The sequence below is a fragment of the Stenotrophomonas mexicanensis genome (genome assembly GCF_032911605.1).
Lineage (GTDB): Bacteria > Pseudomonadota > Gammaproteobacteria > Xanthomonadales > Xanthomonadaceae > Stenotrophomonas > Stenotrophomonas maltophilia_A.
In genome coordinates this window covers 48,157-64,954 of sequence record NZ_JAWJTG010000001.1, presented here as the reverse complement: position 1 = coordinate 64,954, position 16,798 = coordinate 48,157, and the positions used below count along the sequence as shown (strand labels likewise).

The following is a 16,798-nucleotide window of genomic DNA, read 5'->3' as shown; positions in this document are numbered from 1 at the left end:
CCGGTTCATGGGGCGCATTCTAGACCGGTCAATCTGGCGCGCAAGTGAATATTACGCACATAAATAGAACGATGAGGCCGGCAATGACCGGGGCCAGATCCCTTTGCCCAATGCAAAGGGCTCTGACCCCTGCCCCGCCTTACTTGCAGTCGTGCAGCTTGCGCGCCTCAGCCACGGTCGCAGCCTGGTCGTCCCCCATCGAGATCCAGCCCTTCAACGACATTGCCGGATCCACATGCGGCAGCCTCGGCCCCTCATGGACAACCACCTCGGTCCAGCTGCCCACCGGCGCCAACTCGGACAGGCGTGCCGCCTGGTCGTCTTCGGTGCTGAGCATGTCGTCCGGACCGGCCGGCGGCGTGGTATTCACGGTTTCCGTCTTGCGGGTTCGTACCCGAAGCGCACCATCCGGGAGCCGCTGGGTGATGACGTCGTAGCGCTCGACGCCATACGCCCACCTGTTTTCGCCAACGCTGCGAGTCTCGCTACCGTCATCAGCCACGGCCACCACCTCGCCTGCCGGCCCGACGACGCCCGCGACAACCCCAAGGCCTGACATCAGTGCCTGATAGACGATCATCTGCCGCTGCTCGGAGGTCAACGCTCCGGCCTTGAGCTTGGCGGCAGGAATCTGCAGGTACGCCGCTTCACTGCACAGCACCAGCACCTGCTGGTCGTCCCAGCTCACCGACATTTCCTCGTTGGCGAAGTACTGCGTCTTCATCGATGTCACTGCAGCACCGTCGCTACTGGAATGCAGGGTCTCGATCAGCGAGGCGTTCTCGGCCGCGTGGGTCAGCGAAACTGGAGATGTCGACGCCGCATTGGCGGCAAATGCAGAGAAAAAGGCCGATGCGATCAGCAACGTCCGCGAAACACCTGAAGCGGAGGGCAACATTGAATCAGTCCATTGAATGTAACTGGCGCCGAATGATACAGCGTCCGGATGGCGCGACCCATCAGTCAGCACATGCAGATCCACTTCATTGGAAACCTCCCGCTCAGCGGATGAACAGCGGCAGGGCCAGGATGCTGTCGCACGCCGGCGTGCAGCTGCGGAACTGCTCGGCGAGCACTTCGGCGCTCGGCGCACCCGGCGCTGGTGTCGCCAGCCGGGTGTGGAAGGGATGGCGTTCCAGCAGCCAGGGCTGCGTCTGCTGCAACAGCCGTAACGACTCCGCTTCGCGATCGCGTACCGAGATCCAGGTCGGCCTTGAGTGCAGGCGGTCGAACAGTCCAGACACCACAACCTCACCGATGTAGGTCGTTTCGCCTGCGCGCACGTCGAAAGTCAGCGCTTCGTCTTCGGGCACCGCCCCGACGTATCCATAACCATGTTCGGTCAGGTAGCCGACATAGTGGCGCCCGGCCTTGGCGCGGATGGCGGCCAGACCGGCCCTGCAGCCGAACTCGAATTCGCCGCGCAGGTCAGCCAACGGCGACGTCGACCGCGTGCCGCTGGCAAAGATCGTGATCAGCCTGATGTTGCTGGTGGCGCAGTTCACCGACATCACCACGTAGCCCTCGTCCGCGGCCAGTGGAACATCCGGTCGTGCCTTCAGCGTCGCGCACCCACCCAGCACCGTCGCGAGCGCTGCCGCGACCACCCACGAAATCCCGTTCATCGTGCTTGCCCCCTGGTTCCGGCGGAGCATACGGGATCCGCTGCCGCCGCGCCATTGAGGGGCCTGATGCCGCGGTCAGAAGCGCCCAGCGCGACGCCCTCACACAGTCACGTGACCACCACCAGTGGCACCCCACGCCTTGGATGCTCCAGCACCACCACATCCTGCTGGTAGACCCGCTGCAGGTTGTCTTCGGTGAGCACCTGCAACGGCGTGCCATCGGCTGCCACCCTGCCCTGCTCCAGCAGCACGATGCGGTCAGCATAGCCCGCAGCCAGATTCAGATCGTGCAGCACCACGATCACGCACGCACCGGCCTCGGCACAGGCGCGCACACTGCGCAGCGTGCGTTCCTGATGACGCAGATCCAGCGCTGCGGTCGGCTCATCCAGCAGCAGTAGCGGCGTGTCCTGCGTCAGCACGCGCGCGAACGTCGTCCGGGCGGACTCGCCACCGGACAGCTGCTGCACCTCGCGCAGGCGCAGCGCCTGCAGCTCGGCGGCATCGATGGCCGCTTCCACCTTGGCGTCGTCCACGGCTGGATCCGGCGGATGTGGCAGCCGCCCCATCGCCACCACTTCTTCCACACTGAACGCGAAGCGCACGCCATGCTCCTGCGGCATCACCGCACGCTCGCGCGCCAGCGGCCCGGCCTTGTAGCTGGCCAGCGGCCGGCCCAGCAGACTGACTTCGCCCGCGTCAACGCGCAGGTCACCGGCGGCGACCGCCAACAACGTGGACTTGCCCGCGCCATTCGGGCCAACCAGTGCGGTGACCGTACCCGGTTCGAACGCCAGCGAGATGCCGTGCAGGATCTCGCGCTGCTGGCGGCGTACCACCACCTCATGCAGCTTCAACAGCACGCTCATGGCGCGGCCTTGCGGCGCTGCTGCAGCACCAGCCAGAGGAAGAACGGTGCGCCCAGTGCGGCCGAAAACAGGCCCAGCGGAATCTCCGCCGGCGGATCCAATGTGCGCGCGGCGGTGTCGGCCACCACAATCAGCAGGGCACCGAGCAGCCCGGACAACGGCAGCAGCCAGCGATGGCCCGGACCGACCAGCAGGCGCGCTACGTGCGGCACCACCAGGCCGACGAAACTGATCGAACCGGCAAACGCCACCGCTGCGCCCACCAGCAGCGCACTGAACGCCACCAGGCGGCGACGCGTGCGGGTGACATCCAGCCCGAGGTGCTGTGCCTGGCGTTCGCCCAGCGCCAGCATGTCCAGCGGCGTGGCCAACCGCTGCAGCGCGAACACACCGATGGCGAACAACGGCACCACGGCCACCACATCGGCCCAGTTGGCGCGCGCCAGCGAGCCCATCTGCCAGAACACCAGCGACTGCAGCTCGCTTTCGCTGGCGATATATGTGAGGAAACCGATCAACGCCGAGCAGAACGCGGCCATCGCGATACCGACCAGCAGCAGCGTGGCGTTGCCCGTACCCTTGCCGGGCCGGGCCAATGCGTAGGTCAGGCCGATCGCCAGTGCACCACCAGCGAATGCAGCCACCGGCACCAGCCAGCCGGCTGCGCCCGCAGCGCCGAGAACAATGGCAGCGACTGCACCCAGCGCAGCACCCTGGCTGACACCGACAATGCCGGGATCGGCCAGCGGATTGCCGAACAGACCCTGCAGACTGGCACCGGCCATCGCCAGCGACGCACCGACCATCGCGCCCAACAGGGCACGCGGAATACGCAGCTGCCAGACCACAGCGAGGTCGCGGCTCCTGACCGCCTGTGGATCGAGCAGACCCAGCTTCACTGCCAGCGCCTGCATCACCTCCAGCGGCGGCAACCGCAACGGACCCACGGCGAACGAGGCCAGCACTGCCCCCAGCAGTGCCAGCAACGCCACCAGCAACATCGTCCGCCCGCGACGGCGGCGCCGATCCGCCGGACTCATGCCTTCGGCAACGCCGCCAGGGCCTTGGCCAGCGCCAGCGCACCAGCACCGGAACCGACGCTGGTGTACTTCAGCTGCACATCCGGCATCAACCAGACCCGATTGGCCTGCCCGGCCGGCGTCTGCTTCAGCGTCGGGTACGCCTTCCACAGGCCCTCGGCACCGCCGAACAGCTGCAGGTCATGCTCGGTCACCAGGATCACCTCCGGTGCCGCGGCGACCACGCCTTCATTGCTCAGCTGCGAGTAGTTCTTCACCCCCGCCTCGGTGCCGATGTTGACACCACCAGCCAGTGCGATCAGTTGCGCCGACGCACTGTCGGCACCCGCAACGGTGGGTGAGCCACCGGCGCCGGTAGCCGACACGTGGATCAGTCGTGGCGCATGGCCCAGGCCCTTGCCAATCGCTGCAGCCTCGTCCAGCTGACGCTGCACCTGTGTGGCAAGTGCCTGCCCTGCCTCGGCCAGCCCTAGTGCGGCGGCGACCTTGCGCACCTTGTCCGGCGCCGGCTGCAGGTCATCGATGACCACCGCCGGTTCGCCCACCTCACGCAGTTTCTTCGCCAGTTCGGTGTGGCGGCGCAGGCTGTTGCCGAGGAACAGCGAGCCCTGCAGGCTCAGCACGCCCTCCACGCCAGTGGTGCGGTTGAACAGGAACTGGTGCGGGGCAGCCAGGCCAGCTTGGGTGGTGGTATTGGTCGGCGCGGCGAACACCTGCTTGTCCAGTCCCAGCGCCTCGATCACCGCGATCACGTCGTCACCACCGGCAATGATGCGGCTGGTATCGGCCACCTCGACGTCGGCGCCGTCATCGGAATGCACCTTGGCCGGCAGCACTGCCTTCTGGTCGCGCACGGCCGGCATGTCGGTGCCGGCCACGCGCTGCCAGCCTGCCGGCAACGCAACTTCGCCAGCCGCGGTTGCGGCGGCGGGCTCAACCGGCTTGCCGGTGTCCGAGGGCGTCGATGAACCGCCACAGGCAGCCAGTGCCAGCGAGACAGCCAACGGAAGCGCACACAGGCGCAGACGGGACGCGATGTTCATGCTCGTTCTCCTTGCTGGCGGGGCGACGTGCACGCCGCCCCGCCGTGTGACTTACTGCTTCGGGGTGATGCGGGTGATGCGGTCACCCTTCGGGTCTTCGGCGCCGCGCGACTTGTTCACCGCGAACACGTTGCCCTTGCCATCGGCACGGACGTGGTTCGGCAACGTGCCGCCGTCGAGGTTGGCGACCACCTTGCCGTCACCGTTCACCACGGTGACCGTGCCAGCGCCACGGTTGCTGACGTAGGCCAGGCCGGAGGCATCATCAAAGGCGACGTTCAGCGCACCGGCGCCGACCGGCACATCGTGCAGCACCTTGCCGGCGGCCACATCGACGATCAGCAGGTTGTCGGTGCCCTGCGAGGCCACGTACAGGCGGTTGCGCGCTGCGTCGAAGGCCACGCCCGAGGCACTGATTGAGTTGCCCAGGTCGATGACCTTCTCGACCTTGCCGCTGGCCACGTCGATCACTGCCGCTTCCGGGGTGCCGATGCTGACGGTGAACAGCTTGCCGCCCTTCTCGTCCAGCACCAGGCTCATCGGAGTGAACTTGCCGTCGTCCACGCCGGACTCCAGCGTCACCGCCGGCAGCTCCTTGAGAGTCTTGGCGTCGAACACCGACAGGTGGTCCTCGCCCGTGGCCGAGGCGAACACCTTGCCGTGGGTGCCATCAACCACCACGTCGCGCGCGTGCGGCACGGCATCGACCGGGAACTGGTGGACCAGCGACAGGTCCTTCTGGCGGTAGACCGCGATGGAGTTCTGGCGGGTGTTGGTGACCCACACGTTGCCGTTGGTGTCATCCACGCCGACGCCGTAGACCGCGTACAGCGCACCGTTGGTGCTGCCCGGCACCTGCGCCGCGGTGATCGCCTTGGTCACCTTCAGCGACTTCGGGTCCAGCTTCAGCAGCTGCGACTGGGTCACCGGCGGGCGGCCCACGGCCGAGGTCACGAATAGCGCGTTGCTGGCGGCGCTGTAGGCGGACTGATACAGGCCCGGCACCAGCTTGTTGGACTGGGTGGCGAACTGCGCCTGGCCGGACAGCGGCAGCTGCGGCGAGACGCGCAGCTTCAGCACGGTGGCTGCAGCCGGCTGGCTGGCGCGCACCACCACCGGGTGGGTACCAGGCACGGCATCGGCCGGAATGCTCAGCTGGGTCTTGAAGTTGCCATCGGCATCGACCACCAGCGGCTGCGTGTTGAGCACGCTGTCGCCACGCAGCAGGCTGACTTTCTGGCCCGGCACGAAACCGCGACCGACCACGTCGGCAGTGCTGCCGGGAACCACGTTCTCACCGCGCGAGACGACCTCACCCTTGAAGGTGGCGTTGGCCGGCTGATCGAACACCGGCTGTGCGGTGGCGGTCACGGCCAGCAACAGGCCAGCGGCGAGAGATGTGAGACGGAAAGACGGACGGAACGACATGGAAGGCTCCTTGCACACGTAGGCCGCGCCACGTGACGCGGGATTCATCGGTTGCCTGGGCCGCTGCACATCGGCAGCCTCGCCTGGGTAGTGGGGTCGCATGCCTTGGCATGCGAAGGGATTCATTCGGCGGCGTTGTCACCACCGTTGGGCGCGCCGTCACCGGCGCTGCGGTCGGTCACGCCATACAGCTCGTGCAGCGCAGCGTGGAACGACGCGGGCAGCATCGGGCCATGGCCGAGGCCGGGGAACTCGCGGTACTGCACGCGCATGCCCGGCACCTTGGCCAACCGTTCGGACAGCTGCATCGCCGCATCCGGGGTGGCGCCACCGATGCGGCGCAGGTGCGCGACCACGCGCGGATTGTTCATGTCGCGCTTGCCGCGATCACCGACACGCTCGGCACCGCCCAGCATCAGCCAGAGCTTTGCCGGCTGGCCATGCACGTTCTGCACGAACTGCTGTTCCGGATCACCCAGCGCCGCACCCTGGCTCCACCACAGCGACGGACTGGCTGCCAGATAGGACTGGAACGCCGCCGGACGCGTGTACAGCGCATTGAGTACGAACAACCCGCCCAGCGAGTGGCCCCAGAGTGCTTGCTGCTGCGTATCAATGCGTGCGCGGCGCTCGACTTCCGGCTTGATGCGGCGTTCGATCACATCCAGGAACGCGGCAGCACCGCCACCGACCGCCTGGGTCGTACCGCTCTCGTCGTCGGCGCGGTCAATCCACGCGGTGTAGTCGCGGGTGCGCGCCTTGGAATCGATGCGCAGGTCGTTGTCGTAACCGATCAGCACCAGTACCGGCGGCGCCTTGCGTGCCGCCAGCTCGGCCAGCAACGGCTGATCCAGCACCATCGCCACGGCATTGCCATCCAGCGCGTACAGCACCGGCAGCGGCGCCTTGCTGGCCTTGGCCGGGATCGCCACATTCACCCGCCAGCGGCGTTGCTGGTCAGGGCTGTCCACCACGAAATGCTCGAAGCGATAGCTCGCCGCCGGCTCGTCGAGCACGGTGTGGCCGATCTTCTGCAGCGGATTGCGCTGCTGCGCATGGGCGTATGGGGTGGCCAGGAGCAGACCCATCATCAAGGCGACCAGGCCGCGGGCCAGTGGACCACGGCGCGAAGGCGGGACGAAATGCTTCATCAGCGGCGGCAGAAGCGGCTCACGGCCGCCGGTTCACAAGGGACCGCAGTCTACCTTAAACGCGAATGATTATCACATCGATCGAACGTCGCACTGTGTATCACGCGCGCAAGAGGGCCTTCGGCACGAAACGAGGCAATGGGCAGGCTGGATTCGCGCCACGGCCATACGGCAAGCTAGGCGGTATCAACAAGAACAGGGACTGTCATAGCGTGTACGCCATTTGCCGCAGCCTTGCCCGAAAAGGGCTCGACACGATTCGCCCACACGTCTTCCCCGTGAGCATACCGACCACCGAGAGGCCCGCGTGCAACATCTGCGGTTTCCGCCTGCGAGCATCCCGCGAGGCCATCGCCGAAAGGGAAACCCGCAGCTGTATTGGCTGCGGATCCACTCTGCGCTTCCGTGCCCTCATGGCAGCCCTGCAGTCGGAGATGGACCAAGCGCGGGAGATCCGCGTGCTTGAGCGGATCCCCAGGCGCGGACAGATCAAGGGAATCGGCATGACCGACGCCCATATCTACACTAATGCCCTGCGGCGCAAGTTCGATTACATCAATACCTACTTCCACAAGCGCCCCATGCTGGACATCCGTCACCCAGCCGCACACTACCTGGGAAAATATGACTTTGTTGTCAGCTCAGATGTGCTGGAACACGTGGATGGGCCCTGCGAGCGCACGCTCGGAAACCTGCGTGCATTGCTGAAGCCGGGCGGGCTGCTTGTGCTCACCGTTCCCTATGGATTTCACGAGGCCACGATTGAGCACTTCCCTGAGCTCAACGACTACCGGATCGAGGGCAAAGGTGCGGATCGGGTTCTTGTCAACATCACCAGCGATGGCAGGGAGCAACGATTCTCTGACCTGTCCTTCCATGGTGGTGACGGCTCAACTTTGGAACTGAGGATCTATTCGTATCCTCACCTGGTGCGATTGCTGGGGGAAGCCGGCTTTGTTGACGTCAAGCTGCACGATAGCCAATACCCGCAATGGGGCATCATCCACGACAGCCTGCTGGGCTTGCCTATAACGGCACGCGCTGCATAGGCCGTCAGCCCCCTCCGGTATCCTGCCTCGCGCAACCGACACCCCCTTGCAAATGACGAAGCCGGCATCACGCCGGCTTCGCCCCCCCCCCCCCCCCCCCCCCCGCTTCTGTAGAGTCGAGCCATGCTCGACTACCGCAGCCTCACGGCCCCGCGGGCACCGGACCGTAAACATTCTCCTGCGGCGTGCCCGGCAGCAGCGAGAAGATCATGATCACAATGCCACCGCCCGGCACCAGCGCCAGCAGGAACAGCCAGCCCGACTGGTTGCAGTCATGCAAGCGGCGCACGGTCACGGCAATCAGCGGCACGATCGTGGCCAGCCACATCACGCCCAGCAGCACCATCATGCCGATCAGGATGCCGGCCAGTGCATCGGGACTGTTGCGCAGGAGGATCGCCAGCACACCGGCCAGCAGCATCACCGCAGTTGCGACCAGGAACAGGAACAGCTGGTACATCCAGTACTCGCGGCGGTTGGCGCGCCCCTCGAACTGGGCATAGCGCTTCAACGGCAGAATCATTTCCTGCACGGCATCGATCCTTGAAAGAGAAGCCGCGCAGTGTGCCAAATGCAGGCGCACAGGACAATGTGGCGACGAACCATGCTCGACTGCCATTGCCCCCTGTAGAGTCGAGCCATGCTCGACTACTGTTCCAGAAGGCACCCGTAGCCGTGCAAGAGCGGAGTCGAGCATGGCTCGACTCTACAAGAGCGGGCTCAACGACCCTTTGCCGCCCGCGCCGCCTCTCGCTCGGCGCGCAGCCGGTCCAGCTTTTCCTTCAGCTTGATTTCCAGGCCGCGCGGCACCGGGTTGTAGTACACGCGCTCGCCCATCGCATCCGGGAAACCGGTCTGGTCCAGTGCGATACCACCTTCGGCATCATGGTCATATTGGTACTCGGCACCGTAGCCCAGCTCCTTCATCAGCTTGGTCGGCGCATTGCGCAGGTGCAGCGGCACTTCTTCGGTGCCACTCTCGCGCACATCGGCCTTGGCCTGGTTGAAGGCCGCATAGCCTGCATTCGACTTGGCGGTGCTGGCCAGGTACAGCACCAGCTGAGCAAAGGCGAGCTCGCCCTCCGGGCTGCCCAGCCGCTCGTAGATGTCCCAGGCTTCCAGCGCCATGCTCTGCGCACGCGGATCGGCCAGGCCGATATCCTCGATCGCCATGCGGGTCAGTCGGCGCGCCAGGTAGGACGGATCGCAGCCGCCATCGAGCATGCGGGTCAGCCAGTACAGCGCGGCATCCGGATTGGAGCTGCGCACGGATTTGTGCAACGCCGAGATCTGGTCGTAGAACTGCTCGCCGCCCTTGTCGAAGCGACGGGTGCGGTCGGCCAGCACCTGGGTCAGGGTCTGCGGGGTGATGCGACCACCCTCCCCGCCCGCCAGCTCGGCAGCGATTTCCAACAGGGTCAGCGCACGTCGCACGTCGCCGTCGGCGGCGGTAGCGATTTCCAGCAGCAGCTCGGGGGCGACCTCGATACCCTCCTCGCCCAGGCCGCGTTCGCGGTCACCCAGCGCACGCTCCAGTGCCTCGACGATGTCGGTAGGCGAAACACCTTCCAGCACATGCACACGGCAGCGCGACAGCAGTGCGGAATTCAGTTCGAAGGATGGGTTCTCGGTCGTGGCACCGACGAACAGGATGGTGCCGCGCTCGATGTGAGGCAGGAACGCATCCTGCTGCGCCTTGTTGAAGCGATGCACCTCATCGACGAACAACACGGTGCGCCGGCCTTCGGCGAACCGTTGCGCCGCCTCGGCCAGCACCTGGCGCACTTCCGGCAGGCCGGACAGCACCGCGGAGATCGCACGGAACTCGGCGTCGGAGTATTCGGCCAACAGCAGTGCCAGCGTGGTCTTGCCGCAGCCCGGCGGCCCCCACAGGATCATCGAGTGCACGCGACCGGATTCGACCGCGCGGCGCAGCGCACTGTCCGGCGCCAGCAGGCGCTTCTGCCCGACCATCTCGTCGAGGGTTCGCGGGCGCATGCGCTCGGCCAGCGGGCGCAGATGTTCCCGATCGACGCTCAGCAGATCGGGGCCGGGGAAGGAAGTTGAACGATGTCTTGCCACACGCTCATTGTACCGCGAGAGCGTGCCAACCATGGTTGGCACCCACCAGCGCCAGGCAACAGGAATCGGTAGTGCCGGCCGCTGGCCGGCAGATCAAAAGCGTGTCAACCAAGGTTGACACCCACCGGGGCGTTTCCGCCCAGAGATCAGTTACCGATGACGTCGGTGCCCTTCGGCGGGGTGAAGCTGAAGGTGCCGGCAGCAAAGCCCGGGTTGCGCTTCCAGCCACTGAAGCTGATCACGGTACGCTGGCCAACCGCATCAGTGATCTCCATCTTGGCCAGGCCCTGGGCGTTGAAGCCCAGCGCGGCGTACTGGAAGCTGGCTTCGGTCTCGCGCTTCGGCGACAGCGACAGCCACTGCAGGCCGTCGCGCTGCGCGGCCTCTTCGCTGACGTCGTACTGCTGTTCCAGCAGCGCCGGGTTGATCAGCGCGGTCAGCGGGCTGTTCTGCTCTTCCTTGCCCTGCTCGCGAACAGTGGCCTGCTCCAGGTCCGGCTCGTACATCCAGACCTTCCTGCCGTCGGCCACGATCAGCTGTTCGTGCGGGCGCACGTATTCCCAACGGAACAGGCGCGGCGCCGACAGGGCCACACGGCCACTGGTCGATTCCTTCACTTTGCCGCGGCTGTCGAACACCTGCTGGTTGAACTGGCCATCCAGGCCCTTCAGGCCACTGGTGAAGGTCTTCAGGTCATCGCGGGCGCCTGCCCAGGCGCTGCCGGCGGCGGCGCAGGCCACGGCCAGGGTGGTGGTGGCAAGGAAACGGCGGAAGCGGAAGTTCATGCGGGAATCCTGTGGGCGCGGGCGCCAGGAAAGGTGGTTGCCAGTGTGCCCGGACAAAGATGAATGGGCGATCAGGGCGACATTATGCCGCCCCGAACGTCCATCGGCGATTCAGCCACCCGAGCCGGGCAGCTTGCCGTACAGCACCTGGCCACGGAAGCCGCGCCGCACTTCGCGGTACAGCGCGCGGAACGCCGGATAGTCCTGCGGCTGGCACAGCGCCTCTGGTCCACGCACCGCGTTCTGCTGCAACCGGTGATGCACGATCACGTCCTGGCCATCGCGACTCCAGTCCACCCGGTACTCGCCGGCGGCGTTGGCAAAACGCTGGCTGGCCGGGATGGCGATGATCGGCGCATTGGCCGGGAACTGCAGGCGATAGGTTTCCTCGCGCAGGCTGGCATTGCAGTAGAACGGCGTCTCGTTGGCCGGCGCCGAGGCGGTGGCATACAGCCCGCGCACCGACTCACCACCCGGCGGGTCCGGCACGGCCATGCCGCCGGCCACGCTGAAATCGGCGTAGTCCTCGGCCTGGAACCCCATGCGATAACCGAACGGCCGGGTCAGGTCGACCGGCACGCCCTGGATCTGCAGCTGCCCTCGCCCATCGAAACCGGACGCGGCCATGATCTGCTCTTCAGCGCGCGCACGGTTCTGCGCGTTGAGCTGGGAGAACTGGGCGCGCATGCCGATCTCGGCGTTCTCGCCCAGCTTCGGAATCGTCTCGCCGCGCAGGTTGCCGTTGGCGTCGAAGGTGAAACGCACCTCCATCGAGGTGGCATTGCGCTCCGGCGTATTGGCCGGGGTGCGCGCCAGTGAGGCGTCGCGGGTACGCATCACCGGTGCGCCCAGGTCACCTTCCGGCAACTGCCCGAAGCGCGCCCACGCCGTGGTCGAATCCAGGTACAGATCGAACTCGGGAATGTAGGTGATGGCGTGGTTGAAGCGGCCCAGCACCGGGATCTTCGGCAGCGTCGGGCCACCGCCGGCACCGATCAGCACCGGCGAGCTGGCGATGCCCTTGGCCGCCAGCAGCGCCTCCAGGATCGTCACATGGTCCTTGCAGTCACCATAGTGGTTGTCGAGGATGCTCTGCGCACTGTTCGGCTCCAGGCCACCATTGCCCAGGTACACCGCCACGTAGCGGATGTTCTGCGCCACCCAGCGGTACAACGCGTCGGCCTGCTCGCGACGGTCGCTGATGCCAGCGGTGATCTCATCGGCCAGCGCCTGCAGTTCCGGCGTGACCTGCGCGGCCGGGCCGGCCTTGAGCTGGTAGGCGCGACCCATCTGCGACCAGTCACGATAGGTGCTGGCCATGATGTTCGGGCCGAACTCCCAGCCCGCCGCCGACCAGTTCTGTGCTGGCATGGCTTCGCGACGCTGGTAGCGCCAGCGCCACTGTGCCTGTCCGTTCTTCACCGTGGGGCGATCACTGCCCTGCACGCCGCGGCTGTCGACGAACATCGGCAGGTTGGCCGGCGCACTCAGGGTGACCTCGGCGTCCTCGTACTCGGTGAAGACATTGAAGGTCTCCCACAGGCCGAAGTAGCCCGGGAAGTACGGCGTGGCCTGGGTGCGGCGCACCTGATAGTACAGGCGCGTGCCCGGGGCCAGGTTCGGGAACACGATCACCCGCACCTTGCGGTCGGCATACATCGCCGCCGAAGCGCTGGAGTAGCTCTCCTGGGTATAGATGCGGTCGGCGGGTACGTCGCGGCGCTGGCCATCGGCGGTGATGGTGTAGGCGCCGAGCACTTCCAGCGTCTCCATCTTCTCGCTGTAGCTCAGCCGCACCTGGCTGAACTGCTCGACGGAGGCCTTGGTCTTGAGCAGGACTTCGTAGGTTTCGGTCTGCACATTGCCCGCATCCGGCCGCACCTGGTAGTCGGCGCGGTAACGGACAATGCTGAAATTATTGCTGGCTTCGGTATCGCCGCTGGTGGAAGGCGGCGCCGTGGCGGGCGCGGAGGTGGCGGTGTCTGCCAGTGCCGGGCCGGCAGCCAGGAAGGCTGCCAGCGCCAGTGCCAGCGCGCTTGGTACGGGGTGAAGCATGCGTCGGTTCCTTGGACGTCGTGGGGGATACGTCGGGTCTTACTTCGGCGGCGGCGGTGCCAGCACCGTGCGGTCGCCATTGTGCTCGGGCGGACTGACCACGCCGGCCGCTTCCATGGCCTCGATCAATCGCGCTGCACGGTTGTAGCCGATCTTCAGCCGGCGCTGCACGCCGGAAATCGAGGCACGGCGGGTCTCGGTGACCACCCGCAGCGCTTCGTCATACAACGGGTCGGACTCATCGCCGGCAGAGCTGTTCTCGGGCAGGCCGGTGGCGCCGACGACCACGCCGTCGCCCATCGTCTGCACTTCGTCCAGCACGCCGTCGACGTAGTCGGCCGGGCCCATCGCCTTGAGGTGTTCAACCACGCGATGCACTTCCTCGTCGGAGACGAAGGCGCCGTGCACGCGCTCGGGCATGGCGGTACCCGGCGGCAGGTACAGCATGTCGCCGTGGCCCAGCAGGGTTTCCGCGCCGGACTGGTCGAGGATGGTGCGCGAGTCGATCTTGGAGCTGACCTGGAAGGCGATGCGGGTCGGGATGTTGGCCTTGATCAGGCCGGTGATCACGTCCACCGACGGGCGCTGCGTGGCCAGGATCAGGTGGATGCCCGCCGCACGCGCCTTCTGTGCCAGGCGCGCGATCAGCTCTTCCACCTTCTTGCCGACGATCATCATCATGTCGGCGAATTCGTCGATGAAGATGACGATGAACGGCAGCGTCTCCAGCGGACGCGGCGCCTCGCCCAGTTCCGGGTTCGGCTTGAACAGCGGGTCCATCAGCGGCTGGCCGGCGTCCTGGGCTTCCTTCACCTTCTTGTTGAAGCCCGCAAGGTTGCGCACGCCCACCGCGCTCATCAGCTTGTAGCGGCGCTCCATCTCGGCCACGCACCAGCGCAGGCCGTTGGCGGCCTCCTTCATGTCGGTGACCACCGGCGCCAGCAGGTGCGGGATGCCCTGGTAGACGCTCAGTTCGAGCATCTTCGGGTCGATCATCAGCATCCGCAGGTCTTTCGGCGAGGCCTTGAACAGCAGGCTCAGCACCATCGCGTTGACCGCCACCGACTTGCCCGAACCGGTGGTACCGGCCACCAGCAGGTGCGGCATGCGCGCCAGATCGGCCACGGTCGAGCGGCCAGCGATGTCCTTGCCCAGCGCCAGGGTCAGCACGCTGGCCGACTTGTCGTACTCCTTCGAACGCAGCAGCTCGGAGAGGTAGATCATCTCGCGGGTGACGTTGGGAATTTCCAGGCCGATCACCGATTTGCCCGGAATGACGTCGACCACGCGCACCGACTTCACCGACAGGCCGCGCGCGATGTCCTTGTCCAGCGAACTGATCTGGCTGACCTTGATGCCCGGCGCCGGCTCGATCTCGAAGCGGGTAATGACCGGGCCGGGGTTGGCGCCGACCACCTGGGCGTCGATGCGGAAATCCTTCAGCTTGAACTCGATCTGCCGCGACAGCGCGTCCAGAGTTTCCTTGTCGTAGCCCACCGGCTGCGGCTTGGGATCGTCCAGCAGGGCCAGCGGCGGCAGGTCTGATCCGTCGCCGTTGACGCCACGGAACATCGGGATCTGCGTGTCGCGCTTGGCCCGGTCACTCTTCTCGATCACCGGTTCCGGGCGCGGCTCGATCTTCACCGGCTCGCGCTTGGCGCGCACCTCGGCATCGGCCTTGCGTACCTCCTGGCGTTCCTCGCGCATCACCCGGGTCTGCTGCCACTCGGTGACTTCTTCCTTCTTGCGCGCCAGCAACGGCGCCAGCGACATCACGCCGCGGCCGATCTTCTCCATCACCGTGAACCAGGACAGCCCGGTGGCCAGGGTGATCGAGGCCAGCAGCAGCACCAGCACGAACAGGTTCGCGCCCAGCGCACCGAAGCCCAGCGTGAGCGAATTGCCGACCAGCTTGCCGAGGATGCCGCCGGCACTGGAGACGTCGCCACTGAACAGGCGCACATGCAGGAAGCCGGTGCCGGCGATCAGGAAACCGACCAGGCCAACCAGGCGCAGCGCCGGGTCCAGATCGTTCTCGCCCTTGCTCTCGCGCTTGAGGCCGAACATGGCGATCCACGCCAGCGCGCCGAGCACCACCGGCAACAGGAAGGCGATGTAGCCGAACAGCTGCAGCAGCACGTCGGCGATCCAGGCCCCGGCGCGGCCGCCGAGGTTGTGCACCGGTGCGACCACGCTGCCGGTGTGCGACCAGCCCGGGTCGGTCGCTGAATAGGTGAACAGACTGGCCGCCAGGTACAGCAGCGCCGGCGCGATGGCGATCAGGCCAAGGTCGCGCCAGAGGCGTTGGCGGCGTGGATTGTCGGTCGTCGCCGCCGCGGCCGTGCGACGTGACGCCTTGCTGTCGTCGGACTTGGAGCGTTCGGGGACCTGCTTCGCCACCTTAGACCATACCTTTGGAATGCGCTGTTAGTGATTGATAATAAATGAGACGGCGTCAGTTTTCAGTTATGCGACGTCCGACGGGGCAATCAGAGGGCCGGAACCACTGCTGGATGACGGCGTTCTGTTCATCGGCTTGAATCGCCCTGCCCCAGCCGCCACTCTATGACCAGCCACGGATGCTGCGCAAACATCGCCAGCGCCTTGTCCCATCTACCTTTTCGCGAGTCTACATGAGCACCAGCCTGCCCTCCCGCCACCAGCGCCTCATCATCCTCGGTTCCGGCCCGGCCGGTTGGACCGCCGCCGTCTACGCCGCCCGCGCCAACCTGAAGCCGGTCGTCATCACCGGCCTGCAGCAGGGCGGCCAGCTGATGACCACCACCGAAGTGGACAACTGGCCGGGCGACGCCCACGGCCTGATGGGCCCGGACCTGATGGCGCGCATGCAGGCCCACGCCGAGCGCTTCGAGACCAAGGTCATCTTCGACCACATCCACACCGCCGATGTGTCACAGCGCCCGTTCAAGCTGATCGGCGACAGCCACGAGTACACCTGCGATGCCCTGATCATCGCCACCGGCGCCACCGCCAAGTACCTGGGCATCCCGACCGAGGACGAGTTCAAGGGCCGCGGCGTTTCTGCCTGCGCCACCTGTGACGGCTTCTTCTACCGCGACCAGGACGTGGTCGTGGTCGGCGGCGGCAACACCGCCGTGGAAGAGGCGCTGTACCTGTCCAACATCGCCCGCAAGGTCTACCTGGTCCACCGCCGCGACACCCTGAAGGCGGAAAAGATCATGCAGGACAAGCTGTTCAAGAAGGTCGCCGAAGGCAAGATCGAGACCGTCTGGCACCACCAGGTTGAAGAAGTGCTGGGCAATGATGCCGGCGTGACCGGCGTGCGCGTGAAGTCCACGCTGGACGGCAGCACCCGCGACATCGACGCCCACGGCTTCTTCGTGGCCATCGGCCACCACCCGAACACCACCCTGTTCGACGGCCAGCTGGCGATGAACAACGGCTACCTGGAAATCCGCTCGGGCCTGGGCGGCAACGCCACCCAGACCTCGGTGGAAGGCGTGTTCGCCGCCGGCGACGTGGCCGACCAGCACTACCGCCAGGCGATCACCTCGGCCGGTTTCGGCTGCATGGCCGCACTGGACGCCGAGCGCTACCTGGACGCACAGGGCAAGGCGAGCTGAGAGGCGAACCTGCATCCGTAGAGTCGAGCCACGCTCGACTCATGCAAAAGGCCGACGCCAGTGCGT

At 66.2% G+C, this 16,798-nt stretch carries 14 protein-coding genes; 2 read left to right on the top strand and 12 right to left on the bottom strand.

What is annotated here, in order from left to right:
• Window positions 1–139: 139 nt before the first annotated feature.
• The 7 genes from R1L06_RS00325 to R1L06_RS00295 form a co-directional block, all read right to left on the bottom strand.
• Window positions 140–898 carry a hypothetical protein gene (locus tag R1L06_RS00325; protein WP_317216568.1) on the bottom strand — a complete coding sequence of 253 codons (759 nt, stop codon included), beginning with the start codon at window positions 896–898 and terminating at the stop codon, window positions 140–142.
• A gap of 103 nt (window positions 899–1,001) precedes the next feature.
• Entirely contained in the window at window positions 1,002–1,625 is a 624-nt protein-coding gene (locus R1L06_RS00320) for a hypothetical protein (RefSeq protein WP_317216567.1), read from the bottom strand.
• A gap of 107 nt (window positions 1,626–1,732) precedes the next feature.
• Window positions 1,733–2,494 (bottom strand): heme ABC transporter ATP-binding protein, encoded by a 762-nt coding sequence (locus tag R1L06_RS00315; RefSeq protein WP_317216566.1) that lies wholly within the window; start codon window positions 2,492–2,494, stop codon window positions 1,733–1,735.
• Window positions 2,491–3,534: a FecCD family ABC transporter permease gene (locus tag R1L06_RS00310; RefSeq protein ID WP_317216565.1), complete on the bottom strand. Its 1,044-nt coding sequence runs from the start codon at window positions 3,532–3,534 to the stop codon at window positions 2,491–2,493. The genes R1L06_RS00315 and R1L06_RS00310 overlap by 4 nt, the downstream gene beginning before the upstream one ends.
• Window positions 3,531–4,577: a heme/hemin ABC transporter substrate-binding protein gene (locus tag R1L06_RS00305; RefSeq protein WP_317216564.1), complete on the bottom strand. Its 1,047-nt coding sequence runs from the start codon at window positions 4,575–4,577 to the stop codon at window positions 3,531–3,533. Before R1L06_RS00305 ends, R1L06_RS00310 begins: the two co-directional genes overlap by 4 nt.
• A gap of 51 nt (window positions 4,578–4,628) precedes the next feature.
• Window positions 4,629–6,005 carry a YncE family protein gene (locus R1L06_RS00300; RefSeq protein ID WP_317216563.1) on the bottom strand — a complete coding sequence of 459 codons (1,377 nt, stop codon included), beginning with the start codon at window positions 6,003–6,005 and terminating at the stop codon, window positions 4,629–4,631.
• A gap of 122 nt (window positions 6,006–6,127) precedes the next feature.
• On the bottom strand, window positions 6,128–7,156 hold the full coding sequence (locus R1L06_RS00295; RefSeq protein WP_317216562.1) for an alpha/beta hydrolase: 1,029 nt from the start codon (window positions 7,154–7,156) through the stop codon (window positions 6,128–6,130).
• A gap of 65 nt (window positions 7,157–7,221) precedes the next feature.
• On the opposite strand from R1L06_RS00295, the gene R1L06_RS00290 reads away from it, so the two are divergent.
• Window positions 7,222–8,205, top strand: a complete 984-nt coding sequence (locus tag R1L06_RS00290; RefSeq protein ID WP_317216561.1) for a class I SAM-dependent methyltransferase — start codon at window positions 7,222–7,224, stop codon at window positions 8,203–8,205.
• Between the two features lie 142 nt (window positions 8,206–8,347).
• Here R1L06_RS00290 and R1L06_RS00285 read toward each other — a convergent pair whose 3' ends face one another.
• From R1L06_RS00285 to R1L06_RS00265, 5 genes are all read right to left on the bottom strand, one after another.
• Window positions 8,348–8,737: a DUF805 domain-containing protein gene (locus R1L06_RS00285; protein WP_317216560.1), complete on the bottom strand. Its 390-nt coding sequence runs from the start codon at window positions 8,735–8,737 to the stop codon at window positions 8,348–8,350.
• 188 nt (window positions 8,738–8,925) lie between these two features.
• The gene (locus tag R1L06_RS00280) at window positions 8,926–10,203 is read right to left on the bottom strand and encodes a replication-associated recombination protein A (protein ID WP_014037159.1); all 1,278 of its coding nucleotides are present in this window, start codon (window positions 10,201–10,203) and stop codon (window positions 8,926–8,928) included.
• Between the two features lie 230 nt (window positions 10,204–10,433).
• Window positions 10,434–11,072 carry an outer membrane lipoprotein periplasmic chaperone LolA gene (gene lolA / locus R1L06_RS00275; protein WP_317216559.1) on the bottom strand — a complete coding sequence of 213 codons (639 nt, stop codon included), beginning with the start codon at window positions 11,070–11,072 and terminating at the stop codon, window positions 10,434–10,436.
• A 111-nt stretch (window positions 11,073–11,183) separates the two neighbouring features.
• Window positions 11,184–13,127, bottom strand: a complete 1,944-nt coding sequence (locus R1L06_RS00270) for a DUF3857 domain-containing protein (RefSeq protein WP_317216558.1) — start codon at window positions 13,125–13,127, stop codon at window positions 11,184–11,186.
• A 39-nt stretch (window positions 13,128–13,166) separates the two neighbouring features.
• Window positions 13,167–15,527: a DNA translocase FtsK gene (locus R1L06_RS00265; protein ID WP_317216557.1), complete on the bottom strand. Its 2,361-nt coding sequence runs from the start codon at window positions 15,525–15,527 to the stop codon at window positions 13,167–13,169.
• 233 nt (window positions 15,528–15,760) lie between these two features.
• Between R1L06_RS00265 and trxB the strand changes: the two genes are divergently transcribed.
• Window positions 15,761–16,732 (top strand): thioredoxin-disulfide reductase, encoded by a 972-nt coding sequence (trxB, locus tag R1L06_RS00260; RefSeq protein WP_317216556.1) that lies wholly within the window; start codon window positions 15,761–15,763, stop codon window positions 16,730–16,732.
• The last annotated feature ends 66 nt before the right edge of the window (window positions 16,733–16,798 follow it).

What these genes read in the sequence shown, in the direction of transcription:
- R1L06_RS00295 (WP_317216562.1), bottom strand. Translation starts at nt 7,156, where the DNA reads ATGAAGCATTTCGTCCCGCCTTCGCGCCGTGGTCCACTGGCCCGCGGC.
- R1L06_RS00310 (WP_317216565.1), bottom strand. Translation starts at nt 3,534, where the DNA reads ATGAGTCCGGCGGATCGGCGCCGCCGTCGCGGGCGGACGATGTTGCTG.
- R1L06_RS00320 (WP_317216567.1), bottom strand. Translation starts at nt 1,625, where the DNA reads ATGAACGGGATTTCGTGGGTGGTCGCGGCAGCGCTCGCGACGGTGCTG.
- R1L06_RS00305 (WP_317216564.1), bottom strand. Translation starts at nt 4,577, where the DNA reads ATGAACATCGCGTCCCGTCTGCGCCTGTGTGCGCTTCCGTTGGCTGTC.
- R1L06_RS00315 (WP_317216566.1), bottom strand. Translation starts at nt 2,494, where the DNA reads ATGAGCGTGCTGTTGAAGCTGCATGAGGTGGTGGTACGCCGCCAGCAG.
- R1L06_RS00325 (WP_317216568.1), bottom strand. Translation starts at nt 898, where the DNA reads ATGTTGCCCTCCGCTTCAGGTGTTTCGCGGACGTTGCTGATCGCATCG.
- lolA (WP_317216559.1), bottom strand. Translation starts at nt 11,072, where the DNA reads ATGAACTTCCGCTTCCGCCGTTTCCTTGCCACCACCACCCTGGCCGTG.
- R1L06_RS00270 (WP_317216558.1), bottom strand. Translation starts at nt 13,127, where the DNA reads ATGCTTCACCCCGTACCAAGCGCGCTGGCACTGGCGCTGGCAGCCTTC.
- trxB (WP_317216556.1), top strand. Translation starts at nt 15,761, where the DNA reads ATGAGCACCAGCCTGCCCTCCCGCCACCAGCGCCTCATCATCCTCGGT.
- R1L06_RS00280 (WP_014037159.1), bottom strand. Translation starts at nt 10,203, where the DNA reads ATGCGCCCGCGAACCCTCGACGAGATGGTCGGGCAGAAGCGCCTGCTG.
- R1L06_RS00290 (WP_317216561.1), top strand. Translation starts at nt 7,222, where the DNA reads ATGATTATCACATCGATCGAACGTCGCACTGTGTATCACGCGCGCAAG.
- R1L06_RS00300 (WP_317216563.1), bottom strand. Translation starts at nt 6,005, where the DNA reads ATGTCGTTCCGTCCGTCTTTCCGTCTCACATCTCTCGCCGCTGGCCTG.